This window comes from Lactonifactor sp. BIOML-A5 (assembly GCF_009677585.1).
Taxonomy (GTDB): Bacteria; Bacillota; Clostridia; order Lachnospirales; family Lachnospiraceae; genus Lactonifactor.
In genome coordinates this window covers 1-22,779 of record NZ_WKYV01000033.1, presented here as the reverse complement: position 1 = coordinate 22,779, position 22,779 = coordinate 1, and the positions used below count along the sequence as shown (strand labels likewise).

General features: G+C 45.6%; 22 protein-coding genes. 4 read left to right on the top strand and 18 right to left on the bottom strand.

Going from position 1 to position 22,779, the window contains the following annotated elements; translation table 11 throughout:
* Positions 1 to 58: 58 nt before the first annotated feature.
* The 11 genes from eno to GKG41_RS19730 form a co-directional block, all read right to left on the bottom strand.
* A complete protein-coding gene (gene eno, locus GKG41_RS19780; RefSeq protein ID WP_154261564.1) occupies positions 59 to 1,375 on the bottom strand; it encodes a phosphopyruvate hydratase in 1,317 nt (438 codons plus the stop codon).
* A 72-nt stretch (positions 1,376 to 1,447) separates the two neighbouring features.
* Positions 1,448 to 3,019, bottom strand: a complete 1,572-nt coding sequence (locus GKG41_RS23650; RefSeq protein ID WP_154261563.1) for a hypothetical protein — start codon at positions 3,017 to 3,019, stop codon at positions 1,448 to 1,450.
* Positions 3,016 to 3,720 (bottom strand): ABC transporter ATP-binding protein, encoded by a 705-nt coding sequence (locus GKG41_RS19770; RefSeq protein WP_154261562.1) that lies wholly within the window; start codon positions 3,718 to 3,720, stop codon positions 3,016 to 3,018. The genes GKG41_RS23650 and GKG41_RS19770 overlap by 4 nt, the downstream gene beginning before the upstream one ends.
* Positions 3,721 to 3,745: 25 nt before the next feature.
* Positions 3,746 to 4,105 (bottom strand): YccF domain-containing protein, encoded by a 360-nt coding sequence (locus GKG41_RS19765; protein ID WP_154261561.1) that lies wholly within the window; start codon positions 4,103 to 4,105, stop codon positions 3,746 to 3,748.
* A gap of 12 nt (positions 4,106 to 4,117) precedes the next feature.
* Entirely contained in the window at positions 4,118 to 4,408 is a 291-nt protein-coding gene (locus GKG41_RS19760) for a hypothetical protein (protein WP_154261560.1), read from the bottom strand.
* 378 nt (positions 4,409 to 4,786) lie between these two features.
* Positions 4,787 to 6,325 carry a 2,3-bisphosphoglycerate-independent phosphoglycerate mutase gene (gpmI, locus tag GKG41_RS19755; protein WP_154261559.1) on the bottom strand — a complete coding sequence of 513 codons (1,539 nt, stop codon included), beginning with the start codon at positions 6,323 to 6,325 and terminating at the stop codon, positions 4,787 to 4,789.
* A gap of 40 nt (positions 6,326 to 6,365) precedes the next feature.
* Positions 6,366 to 7,088 carry an amino acid ABC transporter ATP-binding protein gene (locus tag GKG41_RS19750; protein WP_072849898.1) on the bottom strand — a complete coding sequence of 241 codons (723 nt, stop codon included), beginning with the start codon at positions 7,086 to 7,088 and terminating at the stop codon, positions 6,366 to 6,368.
* The gene (locus tag GKG41_RS19745) at positions 7,075 to 7,776 is read right to left on the bottom strand and encodes an amino acid ABC transporter permease (protein ID WP_154261557.1); all 702 of its coding nucleotides are present in this window, start codon (positions 7,774 to 7,776) and stop codon (positions 7,075 to 7,077) included. Before GKG41_RS19745 ends, GKG41_RS19750 begins: the two co-directional genes overlap by 14 nt.
* Positions 7,777 to 7,778: 2 nt before the next feature.
* On the bottom strand, positions 7,779 to 8,591 hold the full coding sequence (locus GKG41_RS19740) for a transporter substrate-binding domain-containing protein (RefSeq protein ID WP_154261556.1): 813 nt from the start codon (positions 8,589 to 8,591) through the stop codon (positions 7,779 to 7,781).
* 88 nt (positions 8,592 to 8,679) lie between these two features.
* The gene (locus tag GKG41_RS19735) at positions 8,680 to 9,384 is read right to left on the bottom strand and encodes a DUF6320 domain-containing protein (RefSeq protein WP_154261555.1); all 705 of its coding nucleotides are present in this window, start codon (positions 9,382 to 9,384) and stop codon (positions 8,680 to 8,682) included.
* A gap of 4 nt (positions 9,385 to 9,388) precedes the next feature.
* Positions 9,389 to 10,663: an alcohol acetyltransferase gene (locus GKG41_RS19730; RefSeq protein ID WP_154261554.1), complete on the bottom strand. Its 1,275-nt coding sequence runs from the start codon at positions 10,661 to 10,663 to the stop codon at positions 9,389 to 9,391.
* A 144-nt stretch (positions 10,664 to 10,807) separates the two neighbouring features.
* Between GKG41_RS19730 and GKG41_RS19725 the strand changes: the two genes are divergently transcribed.
* The gene (locus GKG41_RS19725; RefSeq protein ID WP_154261553.1) at positions 10,808 to 11,701 is read left to right on the top strand and encodes an alpha/beta hydrolase; all 894 of its coding nucleotides are present in this window, start codon (positions 10,808 to 10,810) and stop codon (positions 11,699 to 11,701) included.
* An 843-nt stretch (positions 11,702 to 12,544) separates the two neighbouring features.
* On the opposite strand, the gene tpiA is transcribed toward GKG41_RS19725, so the two are convergent.
* The 3 genes from tpiA to gap all read right to left on the bottom strand — a co-directional run bounded on the left by tpiA (position 12,545) and on the right by gap (position 15,632).
* The gene (gene tpiA / locus GKG41_RS19720; protein WP_154261552.1) at positions 12,545 to 13,294 is read right to left on the bottom strand and encodes a triose-phosphate isomerase; all 750 of its coding nucleotides are present in this window, start codon (positions 13,292 to 13,294) and stop codon (positions 12,545 to 12,547) included.
* A 32-nt stretch (positions 13,295 to 13,326) separates the two neighbouring features.
* Entirely contained in the window at positions 13,327 to 14,520 is a 1,194-nt protein-coding gene (locus GKG41_RS19715; RefSeq protein WP_154261551.1) for a phosphoglycerate kinase, read from the bottom strand.
* 92 nt (positions 14,521 to 14,612) lie between these two features.
* Complete coding sequence (gene gap, locus GKG41_RS19710; RefSeq protein WP_154261550.1) at positions 14,613 to 15,632, bottom strand: type I glyceraldehyde-3-phosphate dehydrogenase; 1,020 nt, start codon at positions 15,630 to 15,632, stop codon at positions 14,613 to 14,615.
* 188 nt (positions 15,633 to 15,820) lie between these two features.
* Here gap and GKG41_RS19705 point away from each other — a divergent pair, with 188 nt between their 5' ends.
* Positions 15,821 to 16,624 (top strand): histidinol-phosphatase HisJ family protein, encoded by an 804-nt coding sequence (locus tag GKG41_RS19705; protein WP_154261549.1) that lies wholly within the window; start codon positions 15,821 to 15,823, stop codon positions 16,622 to 16,624.
* A gap of 60 nt (positions 16,625 to 16,684) precedes the next feature.
* Here GKG41_RS19705 and mnmA read toward each other — a convergent pair whose 3' ends face one another.
* From mnmA to GKG41_RS19685, 4 genes are read right to left on the bottom strand one after another with little or no spacing between them, the layout of a single operon-like run.
* A complete protein-coding gene (mnmA, locus tag GKG41_RS19700; RefSeq protein ID WP_154261548.1) occupies positions 16,685 to 17,767 on the bottom strand; it encodes a tRNA 2-thiouridine(34) synthase MnmA in 1,083 nt (360 codons plus the stop codon).
* Positions 17,767 to 18,204: a Fe-S cluster assembly scaffold protein NifU gene (gene nifU, locus GKG41_RS19695; protein WP_154261547.1), complete on the bottom strand. Its 438-nt coding sequence runs from the start codon at positions 18,202 to 18,204 to the stop codon at positions 17,767 to 17,769. Before nifU ends, mnmA begins: the two co-directional genes overlap by 1 nt.
* Before the next feature lie 35 nt (positions 18,205 to 18,239).
* Positions 18,240 to 19,436 carry a cysteine desulfurase NifS gene (nifS, locus tag GKG41_RS19690; RefSeq protein WP_154261546.1) on the bottom strand — a complete coding sequence of 399 codons (1,197 nt, stop codon included), beginning with the start codon at positions 19,434 to 19,436 and terminating at the stop codon, positions 18,240 to 18,242.
* A gap of 11 nt (positions 19,437 to 19,447) precedes the next feature.
* The gene (locus tag GKG41_RS19685) at positions 19,448 to 19,906 is read right to left on the bottom strand and encodes an Rrf2 family transcriptional regulator (RefSeq protein WP_154261545.1); all 459 of its coding nucleotides are present in this window, start codon (positions 19,904 to 19,906) and stop codon (positions 19,448 to 19,450) included.
* A gap of 166 nt (positions 19,907 to 20,072) precedes the next feature.
* On the opposite strand from GKG41_RS19685, the gene GKG41_RS19680 reads away from it, so the two are divergent.
* A complete protein-coding gene (locus GKG41_RS19680) occupies positions 20,073 to 21,392 on the top strand; it encodes a polysaccharide biosynthesis protein (protein WP_154261544.1) in 1,320 nt (439 codons plus the stop codon).
* A gap of 59 nt (positions 21,393 to 21,451) precedes the next feature.
* Positions 21,452 to 22,483, top strand: coding sequence for a 3-deoxy-7-phosphoheptulonate synthase (locus GKG41_RS19675; protein ID WP_154261543.1), 1,032 nt, complete (start codon positions 21,452 to 21,454; stop codon positions 22,481 to 22,483).
* Positions 22,484 to 22,779: the final 296 nt, after the last annotated feature.

Here is a 22,779-nt window from a genome sequence, read left to right as displayed (position 1 = left end):
GAAATATAACAAAAATCAGGAGGAGAGGGGATACGCTTCCCTCTTCCCCCTATACTTCTCAGATAAAAGGTGTGTCGTACTGGGCTATATTTCCCAGAGTATCCTCTATTCGCAGCAGCTGGTTGTATTTTGCCGTCCGGTCAGTCCTGCAGGGGGCTCCCGTCTTAATCTGTCCCGCATTTACGGCAACCGCCAGATCTGCGATAAAGGTGTCCTCTGTCTCTCCTGAGCGGTGTGAGATCACAGCCCGGTAGCCTGCCTTATGGGCCATCTCCACGGCATCCAGAGCCTCAGATACTGTCCCGATCTGATTCAGCTTGATGAGAATCCCATTGGCTACCTCCAGCTTTATACCGCAGGCAAGCCTCTTTATATTTGTCACAAAAAGGTCGTCCCCCACCAGCTGCACCCTGTCACCCAGCTTTTCCGTCATTAGCTTCCAGCCGTCCCAGTCATCCTCGTGCAGTCCGTCTTCAATTGAGACAATTGGGAATTCATCCATAAGCTCCTTGTAATAGTTTACCATCTCCTTTGCCGTTCTTGTGACGGTATCTCCCTTCATCTCACTCTCTCCAGGGAAATAATAGTAATCCTTTTCTTTGTCGTAGAGTTCACTTGCAGCCGCGTCCACTGCAAAGCAGATGTCCTCACGAAGCTTATAACCGCTCTTTTCCACTGCCTGACACATAAGCTCCAGGACCTCCTTTGACCCCTGAACATCCGGGGCAAATCCGCCTTCATCACCCACCGCAGTAGCCAGATTTTCCCCCTTTAGTATCACCTTCAGATTATGGTAAATCTCAGCGCACATCTGCAGTCCCGAGGAAAAACTGTCTGCACCCACAGGCATAATCATGAACTCCTGAAGGTCTACCGTATTATCTGCATGCTTTCCGCCGTTCAGAATATTCATCATAGGCACGGGCATTCTTCTTGCGTGGCAGCCCCCGATATACTGATACAGAGGAACCCGCAATGCCTTGGCCGCAGCCCTGGCCACAGCCATAGAAACACCCAGAACCGCGTTTGCCCCTATATTCTCTTTATTTTTAGTTCCGTCAGCCTGGAGCAGCAGATAGTCGATGTGACTCTGGTTTAAGGCATTTTCCCCTAATACAGCATCGGCCAGTTTTGTATTAACATTTGAAACTGCCTTCTGCACCCCCAGTCCATAGTATCGTTTATCTCCATCCCGCAGCTCTGCTGCCTCAAATCTGCCCGTAGAGGCACCTGACGGAACCAGAGCCCTCCCCAGATATCCCTCTCTTCCTACTATTCCTTCTCCTACGGTAACCTCTACCTCAACAGTGGGATTTCCTCTGGAATCCAGCACTTCTCTGGCGTATACACGGCGTATTGGCAAATAACGATACATATGCGTAACCTCCTTATTTTTTATTCTGTATTTTTATTATTTACCAAATTGCCGGTCATAATGTATATAAAATTATTGTTTGAGGCGAAATCTGACCGGTGCATACCGATAAACCAAAAACAATGCGGCACCGATATAAAGCGCAGAAAAAAGAATCGTCAGACTTGCAAATATGATGGTTGGAGCCTGAATTTTAATGCACATATAACACAAAAAATATGTTGCCCCGTTTACAATAGAATACGTACTGCTTTTCGCCTCCATATTCACGTTGTAGGGCTGGAGCAGATAATAGATCACCAGGTGATGTACGGAAAAAAATACCGCCATAGCCAGGACAGATACAAACAGCAGCCCATAATTCAGAGGATTATCTGTCCCTCCTGTGATAAAGAGGAGAAGCGGCAGACCGCAGGCAATCACCGCCGCAGGTATCATATTAATCTTAATCAGTGTTAGCAGCCGTGCTTTAAAAAGCTTAAGAACAGCATCCGGCTGCCGGTAGAACCGGTATGCCAGCATACTGTGATCACAGTTCATAAACATAGCCTGTGTTACCACCGCCCCCTTATTCACCAGATACATCACAAAAATAAAATAAGGGAGAAAATTAAGCATCACCTCATTAATGCCCCGGGAAGCTTTGTGATTGACCTGTGAAAGAAGGAGCATTCCGGCCAGAATTATCACAAGTATATATGCTGTTTTTCTGGCTGAATGGGTAAGAATCTTCCTGTGTCTTTGTATAAACAGTTCATTGAAGTAATCGTATCCTTTTTTATTTCCTGTTCGGACTTCCTCTGAAGAAATTTTGGAGAGATAGGCTCTCTGCTGTGTGGCAGCTGCGTTTTCCTGTACCCCGAAAATAAGGCCATTAAGATTCAGTATTTTTTTATAAAGCCTTTTGTAGCTTCTGCTCTTAATAAGAAATCTCAGGGAACATACCGCACACGGAATCAGGAGGACCGCTGCCAGATAAAAGCCCTGCACAGGGAGACCTGCATGCACCCAGGGGAGACCATACCCCAGCAAAAGCCCTGCCCCGGTCACACTGAAGAAAAGCTTCAAATTATTTTCTGATACCTCACGGCCGGTTCTGTCAAAATACTTCAGCATCAGTGCGCTGCCCACAAGCTTCCATTCCGTCATCACAGCAGGAACCAGAAGGCAGACGCCCAGAGGGATACCTGCCTGTCTGCCCAGGGTCAGAACCACGGGTATCCAGGTCACAATATTCTTAGCCAGGAACCACCAAAGGCTGGAAAGAGCATAGCTTTTTGCATCGGTCCGCATAAGTACAACCGTATAGTACTTGGCTTTTGTGGGATTAAACAGTTCCGTGTTTGTAAATGCTCCCATTGCTGTAAGGAAAAAGAAAATATTTACAAAGTTTCCTGTCTTATCTCCCGGCAGGATACTTAGAGGCAGTAAAATCATTAGTCCCAGATACAAAAATTTACCGCCAAAGGCAAATATAGTTTTCAGGATAACATACAAAATATAAGCGAACTTTTTCAGCCCCCCGCAGCCATACAGGCTTGCAGGGATTAGTTTCTTAATCAGCGGCAGGCGGCGAAGCCTGTAGATCCAGGTATTCGCCCCATATGTATTGCTCAGGCGGAACGACAATAAAAGTGTTTTCATCCTTCTTCTCCCCTTAAGGTATCAATAATTTTGTCTTTGAACTCTTCATTATCCAGATTTTCCTTAGGAATCTCTTCCAAAATTCCTTGGTTTAGAATCACAATCTCATCACACAAATCCAGAGCCAGCTCCATGATGTGAGTTGAAAAGATAAGAATGTGATCCTTTTTTATCTCCTTCAGCATCTTTTTCATCTCATCTGCCACAACTACATCAAAGGACGTCAGTGGTTCATCCAACAAGAGAATGGCGGGACTGCCTATGATATTCACCAACATCTGCATTTTATTCTTCATGCCGTGGGAATAGTCTTTCATCAGCTTATCCCTGTCCTCTTCCTCTATCTTCATAAAGTCAAAATACTCATCCAGACTTTTAGCTTCTTTCATCTTCTGTCCGTTGATCTCTACGAAAAACCTTAAAAACTCTCTGCCTGTGAGAAACTCAGGTACCACAGGCGTAGAAAGCACATATCCGATATCCTCTGAGATAATCGGTCTTTTAATTCCCTCCTCCTCAATATAAAAGCTCCCCCCGTCAATTTCAATATCCTCATTGATACAGTTGAACAGTGTGGTCTTTCCCGCACCGTTTCGTCCCAGAAGTCCATAGATTTTTCCCTTTTCAAAGGTAAAACCAGCCCCCCGCAGCACTTCTTTTTTGTCGAATTTCTTTTCTATTTGTTCCAGTATTAGTTTCATAATGCCCTCCATTTTCTCTTATCTATTAATGTATCTCAGCGCCAAACGGCAGAAGAGCCAGCTTAGCAATCTTAAAATGCTGGATTCCGAAGGGAATCCCCACAATGGTAACGCAGAGAACTGCTCCCAAAACCAGAGACTCCAAAGCCATTGGTACCCCTGTCACAATGAGCCAGATAATATTGAGGAGCAGAGATCCGGCCCCTCCGCCGTAGCTCACCTCTTTGCCAAAGGGGAAAAAACTGAGCTCTGCAAATTTAAAGCACTGTTTCCCAATGGGTATTCCAATAATTGTAATGCACCACAGACACCCCAGGAAAAGCCAGGAAAGTCCGCTTAAAAATCCCCCGCAGATAAACCAAAGTAAATTTCCAAGACATCCCATATACTATCCCTCCTATTCTGCTATATTTATTCTATGCTCCATCTGTTCCAAATCCTCTAGTACGGTCCGAACCATAATAATGCCGTCCTCTACCTGTTCCCTTGCTGCCTCCAAACATCTGGTTGCCTTGTCCAGCCTGGAATGCTTCATAATATCTGCCAGAAGTCCTCCTCCCAGCATATCCCAGATGCCCATATTTCTGGCACTCTGAAGAAAATCCTCTGCTTCCTCCAGCGCTTCCAAAGCCTGTCTGCCGGCTGTCTTTGCCTCTTGGATCTCATTTTGATTTCCTGTCCTATACATATAAACTCCTTTCCTGCCTCTCGGCAACTGCAAGGTTTTTGTTTGTGGCAGATGATATAAGAATGATTGCGCGAAAGCGCAGTCTCCGCCTGCGGCGGGCTGTCGCTAACAGCATCTTCCTTTCCGCCACAGTGTGATCTCCCGGAGGTTTTTTATTACATAAGGAACGAAGTTTCCTATGTAATAAAAAAAGACTCCTATCATGACATCACTGCCACAATAAAAGTCTTGCACATCTCATTTGATACGGGTACTTCTCAGTACCGGGTGACGGTTTCAAACCCACCTTTCGGTGTTCGGCTACTCCCTTTTATTTGCTTGATAATAATTTATCATTTCTTTACGGATTTGTCAAGAATTTTTATAAAATCCTAAGATTTATTTCCCAATCAGAAGAGATTTGCCTGTCATCTCTTTTGGCTGCTCCATTCCCATAAGTTCAATGAGTGTGGGCGCGATATCAGCCAGACAGCCCCCTTCTCTCAAACCATAGGAAGGATCTGCATTCACCAGGATAAACGGAACCGGATTAACGGTATGGGCTGTAAATGGTTCCCCTGTCTTATAATCTACCAGCTGTTCCGCGTTGCCGTGGTCCGCACAGATAAACATCTGGCCGCCCACTTTCTTCACTGCCTCTACTGCACGGCCCACACACTGGTCAACTGCTTCCACAGCTTTCACTGCTGCCGCTTCAATTCCTGTGTGGCCTACCATATCCGGATTGGCGAAGTTAATAATAATAACATCGTATTTATCTGCCTCAATAGCCTCTACCAATTTATCACAAACCTCAAAGGCACTCATCTCAGGTTTTAAGTCATAGGTTGCAACTTTAGGGGACTTCACAAGGATTCTGTCCTCCCCCTGGTTGGGTTCTTCAATTCCCCCGTTAAAGAAAAAGGTTACATGAGCATATTTCTCTGTCTCAGCGATACGCGCCTGGGTCATATGGTGGGAAGCCAGGAACTGTCCGAAGGTATTCTCTATGGACACTTTGTGAAAGGCTACTCCCACATTCTGAATGGTAGCGTCATACTCAGTAAAGCAGATAAACACAAGATCCAGCTTTTTCTCCCGGGAGAAGCCCTGGAAGTCATCATCTGCAAAAGCTCTTGTAATCTCTCTGGCTCTGTCCGGACGGAAGTTAAAGAAGATCACGGAATCTCCGTCCTGCATGGATGCCACAGGGACTCCGTCCTTTTCCACCACTGTGGGGAGCACAAACTCATCGGTTTTGCCTTTGTCATAGGAGGCCTGTACCCCGCATGCTCCGCAGGCTGCCTTTTCTCCTTCTCCTTTTGTCATAGCGGCATAAGCCTTTTCCACCCTGTCCCACCGGTTATCCCGGTCCATAGCATAATAACGTCCCATAACCGTGGCAATCTGGCCCACACCAATCTCCTCCATCTTGGCCTGCAGTTCTTCTACATAGCCTTTTCCGGAAGACGGAGGTGTATCACGGCCGTCCAGGAAGCAGTGAACGTATACCTTCTCTACCCCTTCCCTTTTGGCCAGCTCCAGAAGACCGTACAAATGTGTATTATGGCTGTGGACACCGCCGTCAGACAACAATCCCATAAAATGAAGAGCTGTATCCTTTTCTTTTGCATTTTTGACTGCTTTTAAGAGAGCCTCGTTGTGAAAGAAATCTCCGTCCTGAATTTCTTTGGTGATTCTGGTGAGTTCCTGATATACAATACGCCCTGCACCCATATTCAGGTGACCCACCTCGGAATTTCCCATCTGGCCTTCCGGAAGTCCCACTGCCATCCCGCTTGCGTTTCCCTTTACAAAGGGACACTGAGACATCAGCTGATCCATCACCGGAGTTTTTCCCTCGCACACCGCGTTGGCTTCACAGTTATCGTTCAGTCCATATCCATCGAGTATCATTAAAACAGTTGGTTTTTTCATTTTTGTTCTCCTCATTTTGCTTCACATGTTCGTCTTGTTCCTACAGAACCTTGGAAAGGAATTCCTGCAGGCGGGGATTCTCCGGATGTTCAAAAAAATCCACCGGATTATTCTCTTCTTTTACCTTACCTTCATCAATAAACAGCACCCTGGTGGCCACTTCTTTGGCAAATCCCATCTCATGGGTTACCACTACCATTGTCATTCCTTCCATAGCCAGTTCTTTCATGAGACTTAATACCTCACCAACCATCTCCGGATCTAAAGCTGAGGTAGGTTCGTCAAAAAGCATGACATCAGGATTCATCACCAGTGCTCTGGCAATAGCAATCCTCTGCTTCTGTCCTCCTGACAGCATATTGGGGTAAGTATCTGCCTTTTCCGGAAGTCCCACACGTTCCAGGAGTTCCTTTGCTTTTTTGTCGGCCTCTCCCTGGTTCATAAGTCCCAGTTTGGTAGGAGCCAGGGTAAGATTCTGCATTACAGTGAGATGGGGAAACAGATTAAACTGCTGAAATACCATACCCATCTTCTGGCGGAGCTTGTCAATGCTGCAGGAAGGATCTGTTATGTTATTGCCCTCAAACCAGATCTCTCCCCCAGTGGGCTCCTCCAGCCGGTTCAGGCAGCGCAGGAAGGTAGATTTTCCGGACCCCGAGGGACCGATGACTACAACTTTCTCTCCCTTTTCTATCTTCTGGTCTATGCCGTTAAGTACCACGTGATCCCCGAAAGATTTCTGAAGATTTTTAACCTCTATCACTCTGAGCCAGCCTCCTTTCCATAACATTCAGCAGCTTTGTCAGCCCCAGTACCATAATCAGATAGCAGACAGCAGCGATGAACAGCGGAGGCAGGATGCGGTATGACATATTTCCCACCAGCTGTGCGGCCTTCGTAAGCTCTGTAACAGCAATCATACCTGCCACAGAGGTTTCTTTAATCAATACAATAAACTCATTGCCCAAAGCCGGCAGAATATTTTTTATAGCCTGGGGAATAATAATATAGCGCATGGTCTTTATATAATTCAGGCCCAGACACCGGCCGGCCTCCATCTGGCCGATGTCAATGGACTCGATACCGGCACGTATTATCTCAGCTACATAAGCTCCCGAGTTAATCCCAAAACAAATGGCTCCAACCACCACCTCATTGGTATTTCTCGAGGTAAATATCAGGTTATAAATAATCAGCAGCTGTACCATCACAGGGGTTCCCCTGATAATCGTTATATAGAGATTACATATGATATTCAGCCACTTCAGATGCTTATTGTTTGAACTGGCCACCTTACATACAGCGATCACAAGTCCAATGGCAATACCGATAATAATCGCAAGCAGAGAGATCTCTATGGTTTTTACAATACCATTTACGTACAGCAGATACCTGTCATCCTGTATCAAGGCCTGATATAGAGCAGACTGAAAATTCTCAAAAAACCCCATCTTTAATTACCTACATGATTTGCTGTAAACTCTTCTATCTTTCCGTCATCTTTTAACTGTTTGATCACTTTGTTGATCTGATCCAGCAATTCCTGATTTCCTTTTTTCACAGCAATAGCATATTTATCCTCAAATAATGTACCGTTCAGAATAGTGAGCGTATCGTTGGAAGCAACCATCTCTTCCGCAGGATACTGATCAATGATAATCCCGTCAATTTTTCCATTCTTTAAATCTTCTACTGCCTGTGCGAACTTAGAGTAACGTTTGATTTCCTTGGGATTGGCATTGTCTTTATTGGCTACCCAGATATCAGCAATGTTTCCCTGCTGCACACCTACGATTTTTCCTTCCAGGTCTGTGCCGGCCACTTCACCGCCTGCAGGTGTAATACCCGGATTTTCTTTGTTTACCACAACCACCTCTGTGTTATCCACATATTCATCGGAGAAATCCATCACCTGTTTTCTCTCTTCATCAATGGAAACACCGGCGGCAACCATGTCTACTTTACCGCTCTGTACCGCTGCCAGGGCGCCATCAAAGTCCATGTTTTTAATCTCCAGCTCTTTTCCCATATCATCGGCAATAGCTTTGGCAATATCCATGTCTATACCGACAACTTCTGTTCCCTTCATATATTCATAGGGAGCAAATCCGGCCTCTGTTCCTACAATCAGCTTGTCACCGGATCCACCCTTAGTTTCTTCTTTTGCAGTATCCTCTTTCTTTGAATCACTGCTTCCTGAATTACCGCATGCTGCCAGTGATACCATCATCACAGCTGCCATTAATACTACTAACTTCTTCTTCATAGCTAATACCTCCTGCACCTTTTTATACATTATATTTTATAATTATTCACAACCATTAATTATATCGGCTTTTCCTCCAAAATACAAGCTAAATATGCATTCTTCTGCGCACTTCCTCCCGCAGCCGGCTAATCCTCATGATGGTAAACAGAGTTACCGCAATGATCAGGCTGCATGTCATAACAATGGCTGACCAGGTTATGCCCGGAGCCCCTGTAATAAAGTTCTTAATACTGGCATCGATCCCCACACAAAAAATCCCCAGGGCAAGTACTACCGCCAAAGCCATAAACAGAATAGATCTGGAGAGAAAACGATAGCAGAGATTCACCGCCATGATAAGCACCACACCGATTATTATAATAGGAAGGGCAATCAGACGATACCACTCTCCCCCGTCAAACAGATACGCGATGATTCCGCAGTACATGGCAACCGCAGCTCCGTCAAAGAGGAGCATGAGGAAAAAGGGAAGTTTTCGGTATATCATGGCGGGTATAAAGAAGATCCAGAACACCACACACAGTCCGATAATATACAAAGACCAGGCATTCATCTGAAATATAAATAAGTTTAGAAGGCCGCAGCCCAGAGCCGTACAGGTTAATATTACGGTAATGAGTATTGCAAGGTCCGTCCGCTTTACCCTGGCAACCTCACCCCGAATCCCAGGATAGGGGGAAGCAGGTTTGCTCTTTTCTTCTTTTACCGGATGATATACCGGAGTATTACACAGGGGACACTTCTCCAGCGAAGCCTCCAGCTCCACACCACAATTCACGCAGTATGCCATAGTCTCACCTCCTGTTTGATTGAATCTTTACATGAATTCCGTCTTTTACTAGTTTCCGAAAAAAATATCGTTCCACGTCTGCCTCAATAATTGAGCTTGCAAAATTGACAGATGTCACTCCCTGATAGCTGACAATGGCACAGTTGGTCCTGGATGAAAATGGCTGCCCCATCAGCACATCAAAGCCCTCAATATACTTTTCCATATCACCGGGCACTTTAGCGATGCCTAGATTCGTAAGGCCTGCAGAGGACTGTTTATTCTGTACTTTAATATAAAACTGGCGCACAATAAGATCCTTTATCAGCAGAGGAACCATACGGATCCAGATGCTCTGCTGCGTATTGGCATTCTTAGTGATATCTGCATTCAGAAATTTAGGGTTGATATAATACTGCATAAAATGATGCACCTGCTTTACTATCTCTTCAAAGGTATATTCTCCCAGGCGGGGATCAATCCCAGGGTACAGCATAGTTATAAAATTTCTCATAGTCCTGGAAGGAAAGAAATTTCTGAGATTAACAGGCATGGCAATCTTTACCGGCTTCTCTTTCCATACCCTGTCCGCCCTCTGTTTCTCCAGAAGGGCATATAGCAGTACCGCATTCAGATATTCCGTGATTGTCACCTGATAGCCCTTGGCCACTGCCTTGAGGTTAGTGACGTCCATAGTGCCCTTTATAATATTCAGCGTATAAAAAGGTTCCTGTGTCCCATGTATCCGATAAGCATTCCCCTGGCTTCGCTTGGACGGCACCCTGGAGTTCGCATATTTAATATACGCATCCTCCAGCTCCTCCGGATCCGGCTGTTCTTCTATATTCAGAACACCCTCTCCGTCCGGTATCTCATATCCTTTCATCCTGAGATATACCGCTGTCATTGTTTTCAGGAAGCAGAGTCCCCCATTACCGTCTGCAAGAGAATGGAAAACCTCAAGTGATATCTGATTTTTGAAATAATATACTCTGAACAGGTACCGGTCTTTGCTCTTAATCCGGATAGGCATACAGGGATTTTGAATGTCTGGCTGTACTTTTGGCGCAGGATTGGTATTGGGTTCCAGATATCTCCAAAAGAGACCTTTTCTCATGGCCACCTTCATGCTTGGAAATCTGGGCAGAGTTACATCCAGTGCTTTCTGCAGAAGCACTGGATCTACATCCTCTTTCAGGGCAACAGAGATTCGGAATAACGATGAAAATTTACGTTTCTGTAAAGTTGGGTACACATTAGCCGACAGATCCAGCTTGTACCAGGTTTCTTTTTTATTCATTAGCTTCTCACCTCTTATGGGTTCTTTTTATTATAGAGGTTCAGAAGCCATATTACAAGGGGAAGAAGAGCTTTCTTCTCCTTGCTCTCTTTGGCCGTTAATGTTACTATATAGAAAATATCGAAAGAGAGGACACCTCTATCCATGCCATTTATGAGCAAAAGCAACCAGAATTTTATGAAACTTATCAAAGCCGTTCACAGTCTTGTGGTAACGGATGACCTGGATAAAAACCGCCAGTCCCAGGACAGCATAGGCAAGATTCTGGGAACCAGAAGCAAAGAGGCCGCATATACCAATCTGACCATTGACTCAGTCCCTGTGGAAATTGTGAGTGTAAACCGCCCTCACAGTACCCAGAAAGTTATCCTGTACTGCCACGGAGGCGGCTATATTACCGGCAGTCTCCACTACGCAAGAATACTTACCACCAAAATAGCCATGGCCACCTCCATGGATGTTATCAGCTTTGATTACCGTCTGGCTCCCGAGTTTCCCTTTCCGGCCGCATTACACGATGTGGTCAAAATCTGGGATTATCTGATGATGCTGGGCTACGGAAGCAAAGATATCATAGTCATGGGGGATTCCGCAGGAGGTAATCTGGCCCTCTCCCTGGGCCTGAAATTAAAGGAAGAGGAACGCTTTCTGCCGGGAGCCTTTGTTCTCATGTCCCCCTGGACCGATCTCACCACCTCCGGCAAATCCCATGTCACCAAGGAAGCATTAGATCCCATTCTGGATCATGAATATATGGACAGGGCCCGCTACTCTTATACTACCGAAGAAAACTTTGAGAATCCCCTTGTCTCCCCTCTGTTCGGAGACTTCACAGATTTCCCCCCGGTTTATATTCAGGTGGGAAATAATGAGATCCTCCTAAGTGACTCCGTCAGGCTGCACAAGCAGCTTATAAAGCAGGGCGTTTCTGCAAGGCTGGATTTGTATAAGGGAATGTGGCACGTGTTCCAGATGTCGAATTTTAAGACAGCGAATGATGCGGTGGATGAGATCGCCAGGTTTGTGTTTGAATTATAGTTTTGTGTATGTGAAGCTCGAGGTGAAATAGTCGGGGAGCGGAGGGTTGCAGACGGACGGTCAAGGGAGGAGGTCTTGGGGCCAGGGGTACTGTGTGGATCTGCACAGACTACGGAGTGCGTCCGAAGATCCACTGCCGGCGGTCACTTAGGAGCGAAGGCTTTCCTGAGCTTCTTAGTGAACGGCCAGGCAGTTAGCTAAGGAGAAACGCAGTAGCAAGCAGATCCACACAGTACCCCTGGCCCCAAGACCTCCTCCCTTGACCTGGCAGAGACTCACTTCACATTCACGGAAAACGGGGGAAAGGTTGAGAGTTGTACACTTTTCCTCTTATTTCGCACTATTGTCCGCTTGATGTTTTGGATAAATAGCGCCCCCCCCCGGAACTTCCCCTTACCCAGGTGAGAGGAATCCTGCGGTGGTGGGCTGGCTGGTTCGGACAGGAGGAAGGCTTAAGTTCCGGGGACGATTCCGGAGGAGTGAGTAGAGAGTCTTAGGCAAAACCGGGATTCACGCTGGAGATTTTTTCGGCAGTCCAAGCCGAAAAAAAGTGAGCATGGGCAGAGAATGCACATCAAGCATTCTTTGCACATACGAACGGTGCTCCGGCGGGGATTCCGGTTTTGTCTTAGACTCTCTTCACGACGGAGGTGTCCCCGGAACTTAAGCCTTCCTCCTGTCCGAACCAGCCAGCCCGCTGCCGCGGGATTTCTCTCACCGTCCCCCCGCCATCCAAACCTGCCGTCCTGAATCACCTTGAGCCGAAATCCAAGCGCTACAACACTAATTCCCAATTTAATAACAAAAGGGACCGCCCCACAGCAGTCCCTTCTTTCACAAATACTATTTGTAATTTACAATCTGTCCAAACTCAGCCTTCAAAGAAGCGCCTCCCACTAATCCTCCGTCGATGTCAGCCTGTGCAAACAATTCCGGTGCGGTCTTGGCATTTACTGATCCGCCGTACTGAATGCGGATAGCTTCTGCGGTGGCTTCGTCATAGATTTCGGCGATGCATGCGCGGATTCCTGCGCATACTTCCTGGGCCTGTTCGGTAGTAGCAGTCTTTCCAGTTCCGATTGCCCAGATTGGCTCGTAGGCAATGACTGCTGTCTTAGCCTGATCTGCTGTTACTCCCAGGAACCCTACCTTAACCTGCTGACGGATAAAGTCCATAGTCACTCCCTGCTCTCTCTGTTCCAGAGTCTCACCACAGCACATAATGGGTGTAATTCCATGCTCAAACGCTTTCAGCATCTTTTTGTTTACTGTCTCGCTGGTCTCTGCGAAATATTCTCTTCTCTCAGAATGGCCTAATACAACGTATTTTACGCCTGCATCTGTGAGCATATTCGGGGAAATTTCTCCCGTATAGGCACCTTTTTCCTCATAATACATATTCTCAGCTCCAACCTGAATATTGGTGCCTTTTGTAGCTTCCACTACCGGGATAATATCAATTGCCGGTACACAGAACACCACATCAACCTCTTCGCTTTCTACCAGAGGTTTTAATGTATTCACCAGCTCTACCGCCTCGCTGGGAGTCATATTCATTTTCCAGTTGCCGGCTACAATTTTTCTTCTTGCCATAATGGGATACCTTCTTTCTTTTTCTTTTATAATTATTTATCGTTTGCTGCTGCCACACCAGGAAGCTCCTTGCCTTCAAGGAATTCCAGGGAAGCACCGCCGCCAGTAGAAATATGAGTCATTTTGTCGCCATAACCCAGAATATTTACTGCTGCCGCAGAATCTCCGCCGCCAATGATCGTAGTAGCATCCGTATCTGCCAATGCTTTTGCCACTGCTTCCGTACCATGTGCAAAGTTCGGCATTTCAAAGCAGCCCATAGGTCCGTTCCATACTACTGTCTTCGCATCTTTCACAGCATCACAGAAAATCTTTTCCGTCTCAGGTCCGATATCCATACCTTCCCATCCATCCGGAATCTCACCTTTGGGAGCCACCTTGATATTGCAGTCATTTGAAAATGCATCCCCAATGAGATTGTCAACAGGAAGTAAAAGTTTTACTCCCTTATCTTCTGCCTTTTTCATCATATCCAGAGCATACTGCAGGTAGTCGTCCTCACAGAGAGATGTACCGATTTTTCCTCCCATGGCTTTGGAGAATGTATAAGACATTCCGCCGCCGATAATCAGAGTATCTACCTTATCTAACAGATTGTCAATAACAGAAATCTTGCTGGATACCTTAGCTCCGCCCAGGATTGCCACAAATGGTCTCTCGGGATTGTTGACTGCGTTGCCCAAAAAGTCAATTTCTTTCTGCATCAGATATCCTACCACTGCAGTGTCAACAAACTGCGTCACACCTACATTTGAGCAGTGAGCTCTGTGGGCAGTTCCGAATGCATCATTGACAAATATGTCACACAGAGAAGCCAGATCTTTGCTGAAGGTTTCTCCGTTTTTCGTTTCCTCTGCGCGGTAACGGGTGTTCTCCAGTAAGATTACATCTCCGTCCTTCATAGATTCTGCCGCTGCTCTTGCGTTAGGTCCCACCACTTCAGGATCTGCTGCAAATTTTACTTCCTGTCCCAGTAACTCTGTGAGACGCTTTGCAACCGGTGCCAGAGAGAGTTCCGGCTTAGGTTCTCCCTTTGGTTTGCCCAGATGTGAGCAGAGAATCACTTTTCCACCGTCGGCAATCAATTTCTTGATGGTTGGCAGGGCTGCCACCAGACGATTCTCATCTGTTATTCTGCCTTCCTGTAAAGGCACGTTAAAGTCACAGCGAACCAGGACTTTTTTGCCTTTCACATTAATGTCATCCACTGATTTTTTATTAAGCATTACATGTATTCCTCCTATGATTAAGTGTATATAGACAAAAAGGTCCGGTCCATAATAGACCGGACCCTTATATGAGTCTTTATTCTTCTTAATTATTTCTCTAACAATTTACCAAAATATTTGATTGTTCTTACCATCTGGCTTGTATAAGAATTTTCATTGTCGTACCAGGAAATAACCTGAACCTCTGTGGTTCCGTTATCCAACGGCAGAACCATAGTCTGTGTTGCATCGAACAGAGAACCGAATCTCATGCCAATGATATCGCTGGATACGATTTCGTCTTCATTGTAACCGAAGGATTCATCTGCTGCTGCTTTCATAGCTGCGTTGATCTGCTCAACAGTTACATTGCCGTCTACAACAGCTGTTAAAATAGTTGTAGAACCTGTTGGTGTAGGAACACGCTGTGCGGAACCGATTAATTTACCGTTCAGTTCAGGAATAACCAGGCCGATTGCCTTAGCAGCGCCTGTGCTGTTAGGAACAATATTCACTGCTGCTGCACGGGATCTTCTCAAGTCACCTTTTCTCTGAGGTCCGTCCAGAGTCATCTGATCGCCTGTGTAAGCGTGGATGGTACACATAATACCGGATTTAATAGGAGCAAGGTCATTTAATGCTTTTGCCATTGGAGCCAGGCAGTTTGTTGTACAGGAAGCTGCTGAAATGATGTGATCATCTTTTGTCAGAGTATCATGGTTTACATTGTAAACGATGGTAGGAAGATCGTTGCCGGCAGGAGCAGAGATAACAACTTTCTTGGCGCCTGCTTTTAAGTGAGCTTCTGCTTTTGCTTTGGATGTATAGAATCCAGTACATTCCAGAACAACATCTACACCGATTTCTCCCCAAGGAAGCTCTGCAGCATCTGCTTTTGCGTAGATTTTGATTTCTTTTCCGTCAACGGTGATGGAATCATCTCCTGCTGTTACTGTATCTCCAAGTGCGTATCTTCCCTGTGTTGAGTCATATTTCAGTAAATGGGCTAACATTGTAGGAGATGTTAAGTCATTAATAGCTACTACTTCAAATCCTTCTGCCCCGAACATCTGTCTGAATGCAAGACGTCCAATACGTCCAAAACCATTAATTGCTACTTTTACTGCCATGTTATTTATTCCTCCTATTGGTACTAAAAATTTTTGAGTTTCTCAGATTGTTAAAGAAACATCAACCTACAGAGTATTCTACATAATATATGGAAAAAATTCAAGCATAATTTAAATTTTTATTCTTATTTAATGGAAAGAATGTTATAATAAAATCACGTAATTTATTGGTTAAAAAGGAGAATTTTATGTACTCAGACTATCATTTACACACAAACTTTTCAGGTGATTCTGATGCTCCAATGGAAAATATGATCGAAAAAGGTATAGAAATGGGCCTAAAGATTATGTGTTTTACCGAACACTATGACCTTGATTATCCTGAGATTGGCATCAATTTTGAAGTAAATACCAGGGAATATTTGTGCAAATTTTTAAAACTAAAGGAACAATATAAAGAGCAAATTACCCTTTATTTTGGGATCGAGCTGGGTCTTCAGCCTCACCTTGCTGAAGCATACCACAATTATCTCAGGGAATACCCCTTTGACTTTGTCATCGGCTCTTCCCATCTTGTGAACCATATGGATCCCTATTTCCCTGATCTCTTTCAAAACAGAGACGAAAAAGCAGCCTATTATGATTATTTCCAAACCAGTTTGGACAATGTTTCTGCTTTCTCTGAGATGGATATTTATGGTCATCTGGACTACATAGTACGGTATGGTCCCAACAAAAACAGAGATTATAATTACCATAAGTATAGGGAAATTATTGATGAATTACTGAAAGCTTTAGTGGAAAAAGGGATCGGCCTTGAGTGCAATACTGCCGGTTTTAAATATGGCCTTGGACATCCCCACCCCACCGAAGAAATCCTTGTCAGATACCGGGAATTAGGGGGAGAAATCATAACCCTTGGCTCTGATGCTCACAGTCCCGAACACATTGCGTTTGCTTTTGATAAAGGGGCCGAAATTCTGAAAAACTGCGGATATCATTACTACACAGTTTTTGAAAAAAGGGAGCCAAAATTCATAAAATTAGAGTGATTTTTAAAGAAAAAGGAGTGATTTTTAACCATTTTTTATGGTTAAACTCACTCCTTTTTATCAGCAAATTGTTCCCCCGCCTGCCACATATTCATTCTCATAAAACACAACCGCCTGCCCTGGCGTAATCGCCCTCTGAGGGGTGGGAAAGGAACAGGTAATTTCATCCTCACCCGTTCTTTGGATGATGCAGGGAGACCCCTTATGGTTATACCGAATCTTAGCTGTCACTTCTTTTTCCTCACCTGCCTTCAGTTCCTCCATAGCCATAAAGTTCAGATTGCAGCAGGTCAGACGGCTGGCAAAGACCTCCTCACTGTTCCCAATCACTACCTCGTTGGTGTCGGGCCGTATCTCGAGAACAAATACGGGATGTCCCATAGAAAGATTCAGACCTTTTCTCTGCCCGATGGTATAGTGGGTAATTCCTCTGTGACGCCCTACCACCTCACCCGAGGTTGTCACAAAATTACCTTCCTCAATTTTTTTCTCCGTGTTATCTTCAATAAATTTGGCATAATCATTGTCCGGAACAAAACAGATCTCCTGGCTGTCCGGCTTATTAGCCACCGGAAGGGCCAGCTGCTTGGCCATCTCCCGAATCTCCTCTTTGGTATAGGCTCCAATCGGCATCAGGGTTCGGGACAGCTGTTCCTGTGTCAGATTGTACAAGGCGTACGTCTGGTCCTTTGCAGCTGTCGCTGAAGTCTTCAGGGTATATCTTCCGTTCTTCAGCCTGGCAATCTGGGCATAGTGGCCTGTGGCAATATAGTCCGCACCGATATCAAGGCTTCTCTTCAGAAGGGATTCCCACTTTACATACCGGTTGCAGGCAATACATGGGTTGGGAGTTCTTCCCCGCAGGTATTCAGCGACAAAATAATCCATAACCTTATCCTTGAATTCTGCTTTGAAATTCATGACGTAGTATGGAATATCCAGAACCTGAGCCACCCTTCGGGCATCATCCACAGCACTTAAACCGCAGCAGCCTCCGTTTTCCTCCAGTGCGGCTTCCTCCTCATCCTGCCAGATCTGCATGGTTACCCCAATCACCTCATATCCCTGCTCTTTCAGAAGCCAGGCAGCCACAGAAGAATCCACCCCTCCTGACATGCCCACTACCACTTTTTTTCTGTTCATTAATACTCTTCCTCTTCTTCCTCCTCAGAAATATCGGTTTTTGGTTTTTCCAATCCCTCGATTTTAATATGATTTTTTTCTGCATAATCCCAGAGGGCTGCATGGATGGCTTCTTCTGCCAACAGGGAACAGTGTACTTTTACAGGGGGAAGACCGTCAAGAGCCTCCATTACCGCTTTATTCGTAACCTCTAATGCCTCCTGGATGGTTTTTCCCTTCACCAGCTCTGTGGCCATGCTGCTGGTGGCCACTGCCGCCCCGCAGCCGAATGTTTTGAATTTACATTCATTGATAACCCCTTTATCATCAATATCCAGGTACATTCTCATAATATCTCCGCACTTTGCGTTCCCCACGGTACCTACACCGCTGGCGTTTTCAATTTCTCCTACATTTCTTGGATGTTCGAAATGGTCCATTACTTTTTCACTATACATATTATTTTCCTCCGTTATTCCATCATTATTTTATCTCATTTCCCGGATGCTTTTGCAAGTTTTTTCATGTGATCTTCATATAAAGGCGACATACTTCTTAACCGGGCTACAATTTCTTTGATTTTTTCTATTACAAAGTCTGCATCTTCCTTTGTTGTCTCCTCACTTAGCGTCAGTCTAAGGGAACCATGGGCAATTTCATGGGGCAGCCCGATGGCCAGAAGCACATGGGACGGATCCAGGGAACCGGACGTACAGGCAGAACCGCTGGACGCTGCAATCCCTTCCATATCCAGCATAATCAAAAGGGACTCTCCTTCAATAAACTGAAAACTGATATTTATATTATTGGGCAGACGTTTCTTCGGATCTCCGTTCAGACGGGTATAAGGCACTTCGGCCAGAATCCTGCGTATCATGTAATCCCGAAGTTCTGCTTCTTTTCCTGTCCTTTCTTCCATCGTCTGTGCAGCCCGCGCAGCGGCTACACCGTATCCCACAATACCCGGTACGTTTTCGGTCCCGGCCCTGCGTTTTCTCTCCTGGGCACCTCCATGGATGAAGGAGCGTATCTTAACTCCCTTGCGGATATAGAGGAATCCAATTCCTTTGGGTCCGTTAATCTTATGGGCGCTGGAGCTTAACATGTCAATGTTCAGTGCATCTACATCTATGGGCACCTGTCCGAATGCCTGTACCGCATCTGTGTGAAAAAGGATTCCATGCTCCCTGGCAAGCATTCCAATCTCACGGACCGGCTGAATAGAACCAATTTCATTGTTGGCAAACATAATAGAAATCAATATAGTCTCCGGAGTTATCGCCTTCTCCAGCTCCTCCATCTTTACTATGCCATTCTCATCCACATCCAGATATGTGATTCTTGCTCCCCGTTTCTCCAGGTACTCGCAGGTATGCAGTATGGCATGGTGTTCAATTTTTGTAGTTATAATATGATTGCCTTTGCTGCTGTAAGCTTCAAACGCAGCTTTTAACGCCCAGTTATCTGATTCGCTTCCTCCGGCTGTAAAATAAATATCCCTGGAGTCGGCTCCCAAAACCTTGGCTATCTTTTCTCTTGCTTCTGTAATAGCCTCTTTGCTTTTTCCTGCAATTTCATAGATACTCGAAGGATTTCCGTAATTTTCAGAGAAGTATGGCAGCATTGCCTCTACTACCTCCGGTGCCGTTTTTGTTGTTGCTGCATTATCCAAATATATCATTTTTCCCATTGTCCCATCTCCTAATTCTCACATATTTGAGCGCTTACCTGCCCTTTGCCCCGAATCTTCCGGCTTTCCTCTACCAGCTGATCCAGCATGATTGTATCTACCGCATCTTTAATACTGTCATTAATTCTCTGCCACACGTACCTGGTAACACAGAGATCCGCACCCTCACAGGAGCTGTTTTCCTGATTGCCCGGGCAGGTAACTGCTTCCAGGTTACCTTCCAAAGCCCTTAAAACATCCCCTACCGAGATTTCTTCTGCAGGCTTTGCCAGCATATAACCGCCCTGAGCGCCTCTCACACTGCTCACCAGTCCGGCCTTTCTGAGCTTTCCCACCAGCTGTTCCAGATAGCTGTAGGATATGCTCTGGCGGTCCGCTATGCTTTGAATGGATACTGCCTCATTCTCACTGTATAAAGCCAGATCGATCAAAGCCCGAAGGCCATACCTTCCTTTCGTAGATAATTTCATTTGTACACCCTCTTTTTAATTTCTGCTTTAAATCATACTTATTTAATTCCTACTTATTTAATTCCGATTGTTTTACTCTGATTTCAATTGTAGATTAGCACGATTCCCAGGTTCTGTCAAGATACTTTCAGGAATATATTTATGAAAAGAAGATAGGTCGTCATCTATGAACAATAAACAATTCCTGCTGCGAGGCACAATCATTCTTACGCTCACCGGTTTCTTAAGCCGGATCATAGGATTCTTCTATAGAATATTCTTATCACAGACAATTGGTGCAGAGGGAATGGGAATCTATCAGCTGATTTTTCCCATTCACTCTATTTGTTTTGCGGTGGCTGTAGGCGGTATCCAAACCGCCATCTCTCGTTTTGTCGCTGCCAGAATAGCTTTAAAGGATGAACAGGGTGCCAGAGATATATTCTTTATAGGTACATTTCTCTCTGTGCTTCTGTCTCTTTTTATGTCCTGGCTTGTATATCACAACAGCCCCTTTATCGCCGTCCGGCTTCTGGGAGAGGAGAGATGTGTCTCTTTGCTGCAGCTTATGGCTTTAAGTGTTCCCTTCGGCACCTTCCACTCCTGTGTGAACGGATATTACTACGCCAGAAAAAGTACAGGGATTCCTGCCGCCACGCAGCTGCTGGAGCAATGTGCCCGTGTAGCGGCATCCTACCTGTTTTATCTGGTTCTTCTGAGGGACGGGCGGGCTCTCACGCCTATGATAGCTGTCATCGGTATCCTTGGAGGAGAACTGGTCTCTATGCTTGCTGCTGTTCTGTTTATCCTCTGGGATTTTAACAAGGCATCCTACCAGCTTTCAAAAATGACAGCACCCTTTCACCATTTAAAAGAGATTGTCACGCTTGCCGTCCCACTCACGGGAAACCGGCTGCTGATTAATCTCCTCAACAGTGTGGAGTCTATCTTAATCCCCGGCAGACTTCGGCTTTTTGGTCTGGACAATACGTCCGCACTTAGTATTTACGGCATTCTTACGGGTATGTCACTCCCTCTGATCCTGTTTCCCTCCGCCATCACAAATTCTGTTTCTGTAATGCTTCTGCCTGCAATCGCGGAAGAACAGGCGAAAGAAAACCATGCAGCCATCAGTAAAACCATAGGGATGACAATAAAGTACTGTCTGATCTTAGGATTTGTCTCCACCGGATTTTTCTTTTTTCTGGGGGATACACTGGGCATACTTCTGTTTAAAAATGAATTTGCGGGGACATTTATCAAAACTTTATCCTTTATCTGTCCCTGCCTTTACCTTTCCACTACCCTGACCAGCATCCTAAACGGCTTGGGAAATACCACGCTTTCTTTTATCCAAAATACAATCGGGCTGGTCATCCGCATCCTTTTTGTTCTATTTGTTATTCCCATCTACGGAATCCAGGGGTATTTATGGGGACTGCTGGTAAGTGAACTTGCCATATCCGGATTAAGTCTTTTCTTTTTGCGGAAATATATCGACATTTGAATTTGAATGTATTATAATCGTTTTGGCGATATTGTATACACACAAAGGAGAATATATCTATGAGTTTTGAATTTATAAAAAAGCTCCCCACCCCCAATGAGATCAGGGAGCAATATCCAATGACGGAAAAAATGGCTCAGGTAAAAGCACAGAGAGATGATATGATCCGCAAAGTAATCACCGGGGAATCCGATAAATTTCTGGTGATCATAGGTCCCTGTTCTGCGGACAACGAGGATGCGGTCTGCGATTACACCTCCCGTCTGGCTAAAATGCAGGAAAAGGTAGCCGACAGAGTGGTTATCGTTCCCCGCATTTATACCAACAAGCCCCGTACCACAGGAGAGGGCTACAAGGGCATGGTACACCAGCCAGATCCTGGTGCAAAACCTGATATGCTGGCCGGCATCCTGGCGATCCGAAGAATGCACATGCGTTCTATAGAGGAAACAGGCCTGACTTCAGCAGATGAGATGCTTTATCCGGAAAACTGGCGCTATCTTTCAGATATCCTTTCATACGTAGCTATCGGCGCCCGCTCCGTAGAGGACCAGCAGCACCGCCTCACAGTCAGCGGCATGGACGTACCTGCCGGAATGAAAAACCCCACCAGCGGAGACTATTCTGTGATGCTTAATTCTGTTGTGGCAGCACAGCACGGCCACGATTTCATCTACCGGGGCTGGGAAGTAAAAACCTCCGGCAATCCCCTGGCTCATACCATCCTGAGAGGTTCTGTAAACAAACACGGAAATGCCATTCCCAACTATCACTATGAGGATCTTCAGCTGCTTCTGGAAATGTACGGGGAAAGAGATCTCCAGTATCCTGCTGCCATTGTAGATGCCAACCATTCAAACTCCAACAAGCAGTACGAACAACAGATACGTATTGTTAAAGAGGTTCTTCACAGCAGAAAATCTTCTGCCGATATTAAGAATCTTGTAAAGGGAGTTATGATCGAAAGCTATATTGAACCAGGCTGTCAGAAAATCGGAAAAGACCAGGTGTATGGGAAATCCATTACAGATCCCTGCCTGGGATGGGAGGAGTCCGAAAGACTGATCGAGGATATTGCGGAATTGTGTTAAATGATAGTTTTGTGTATGTAAAGTTCGAGATAAAATAGTCGGCGAGCGGAGTGTCGCAGACGGACGGTCAAGGGAGGAGGTCTTGGGGCCAGGGGTACTGGGTGGATCTGCTTGCTACTGCGTTTCTCCTCTGCTAACTGCCTGGCCGTTCACTAAGAAGCTCAGGAAAGCCTTCGCTCCTAAGTGACCGCCGGCAGTGGATCTTCGGACGCACTCCGTAGTCTGCGCAGATCCACCCAGTACCCCTGGCCCCAAGACCTCCTCCCTTGACCTGGCAGAGACTCACTTCACATTCA

What these genes read in the sequence shown, in the direction of transcription:
- eno (WP_154261564.1), bottom strand. Translation starts at nt 1,375, where the DNA reads ATGTATCGTTATTTGCCAATACGCCGTGTATACGCCAGAGAAGTGCTG.
- GKG41_RS23650 (WP_154261563.1), bottom strand. Translation starts at nt 3,019, where the DNA reads ATGAAAACACTTTTATTGTCGTTCCGCCTGAGCAATACATATGGGGCG.
- GKG41_RS19770 (WP_154261562.1), bottom strand. Translation starts at nt 3,720, where the DNA reads ATGAAACTAATACTGGAACAAATAGAAAAGAAATTCGACAAAAAAGAA.
- GKG41_RS19765 (WP_154261561.1), bottom strand. Translation starts at nt 4,105, where the DNA reads ATGGGATGTCTTGGAAATTTACTTTGGTTTATCTGCGGGGGATTTTTA.
- GKG41_RS19760 (WP_154261560.1), bottom strand. Translation starts at nt 4,408, where the DNA reads ATGTATAGGACAGGAAATCAAAATGAGATCCAAGAGGCAAAGACAGCC.
- gpmI (WP_154261559.1), bottom strand. Translation starts at nt 6,325, where the DNA reads ATGAAAAAACCAACTGTTTTAATGATACTCGATGGATATGGACTGAAC.
- GKG41_RS19745 (WP_154261557.1), bottom strand. Translation starts at nt 7,776, where the DNA reads ATGGGGTTTTTTGAGAATTTTCAGTCTGCTCTATATCAGGCCTTGATA.
- GKG41_RS19740 (WP_154261556.1), bottom strand. Translation starts at nt 8,591, where the DNA reads ATGAAGAAGAAGTTAGTAGTATTAATGGCAGCTGTGATGATGGTATCA.
- GKG41_RS19735 (WP_154261555.1), bottom strand. Translation starts at nt 9,384, where the DNA reads ATGGCATACTGCGTGAATTGTGGTGTGGAGCTGGAGGCTTCGCTGGAG.
- GKG41_RS19730 (WP_154261554.1), bottom strand. Translation starts at nt 10,663, where the DNA reads ATGAATAAAAAAGAAACCTGGTACAAGCTGGATCTGTCGGCTAATGTG.
- GKG41_RS19725 (WP_154261553.1), top strand. Translation starts at nt 10,808, where the DNA reads ATGCCATTTATGAGCAAAAGCAACCAGAATTTTATGAAACTTATCAAA.
- tpiA (WP_154261552.1), bottom strand. Translation starts at nt 13,294, where the DNA reads ATGGCAAGAAGAAAAATTGTAGCCGGCAACTGGAAAATGAATATGACT.
- GKG41_RS19715 (WP_154261551.1), bottom strand. Translation starts at nt 14,520, where the DNA reads ATGCTTAATAAAAAATCAGTGGATGACATTAATGTGAAAGGCAAAAAA.
- gap (WP_154261550.1), bottom strand. Translation starts at nt 15,632, where the DNA reads ATGGCAGTAAAAGTAGCAATTAATGGTTTTGGACGTATTGGACGTCTT.
- GKG41_RS19705 (WP_154261549.1), top strand. Translation starts at nt 15,821, where the DNA reads ATGTACTCAGACTATCATTTACACACAAACTTTTCAGGTGATTCTGAT.
- mnmA (WP_154261548.1), bottom strand. Translation starts at nt 17,767, where the DNA reads ATGAACAGAAAAAAAGTGGTAGTGGGCATGTCAGGAGGGGTGGATTCT.
- nifU (WP_154261547.1), bottom strand. Translation starts at nt 18,204, where the DNA reads ATGTATAGTGAAAAAGTAATGGACCATTTCGAACATCCAAGAAATGTA.
- nifS (WP_154261546.1), bottom strand. Translation starts at nt 19,436, where the DNA reads ATGGGAAAAATGATATATTTGGATAATGCAGCAACAACAAAAACGGCA.
- GKG41_RS19685 (WP_154261545.1), bottom strand. Translation starts at nt 19,906, where the DNA reads ATGAAATTATCTACGAAAGGAAGGTATGGCCTTCGGGCTTTGATCGAT.
- GKG41_RS19680 (WP_154261544.1), top strand. Translation starts at nt 20,073, where the DNA reads ATGAACAATAAACAATTCCTGCTGCGAGGCACAATCATTCTTACGCTC.
- GKG41_RS19675 (WP_154261543.1), top strand. Translation starts at nt 21,452, where the DNA reads ATGAGTTTTGAATTTATAAAAAAGCTCCCCACCCCCAATGAGATCAGG.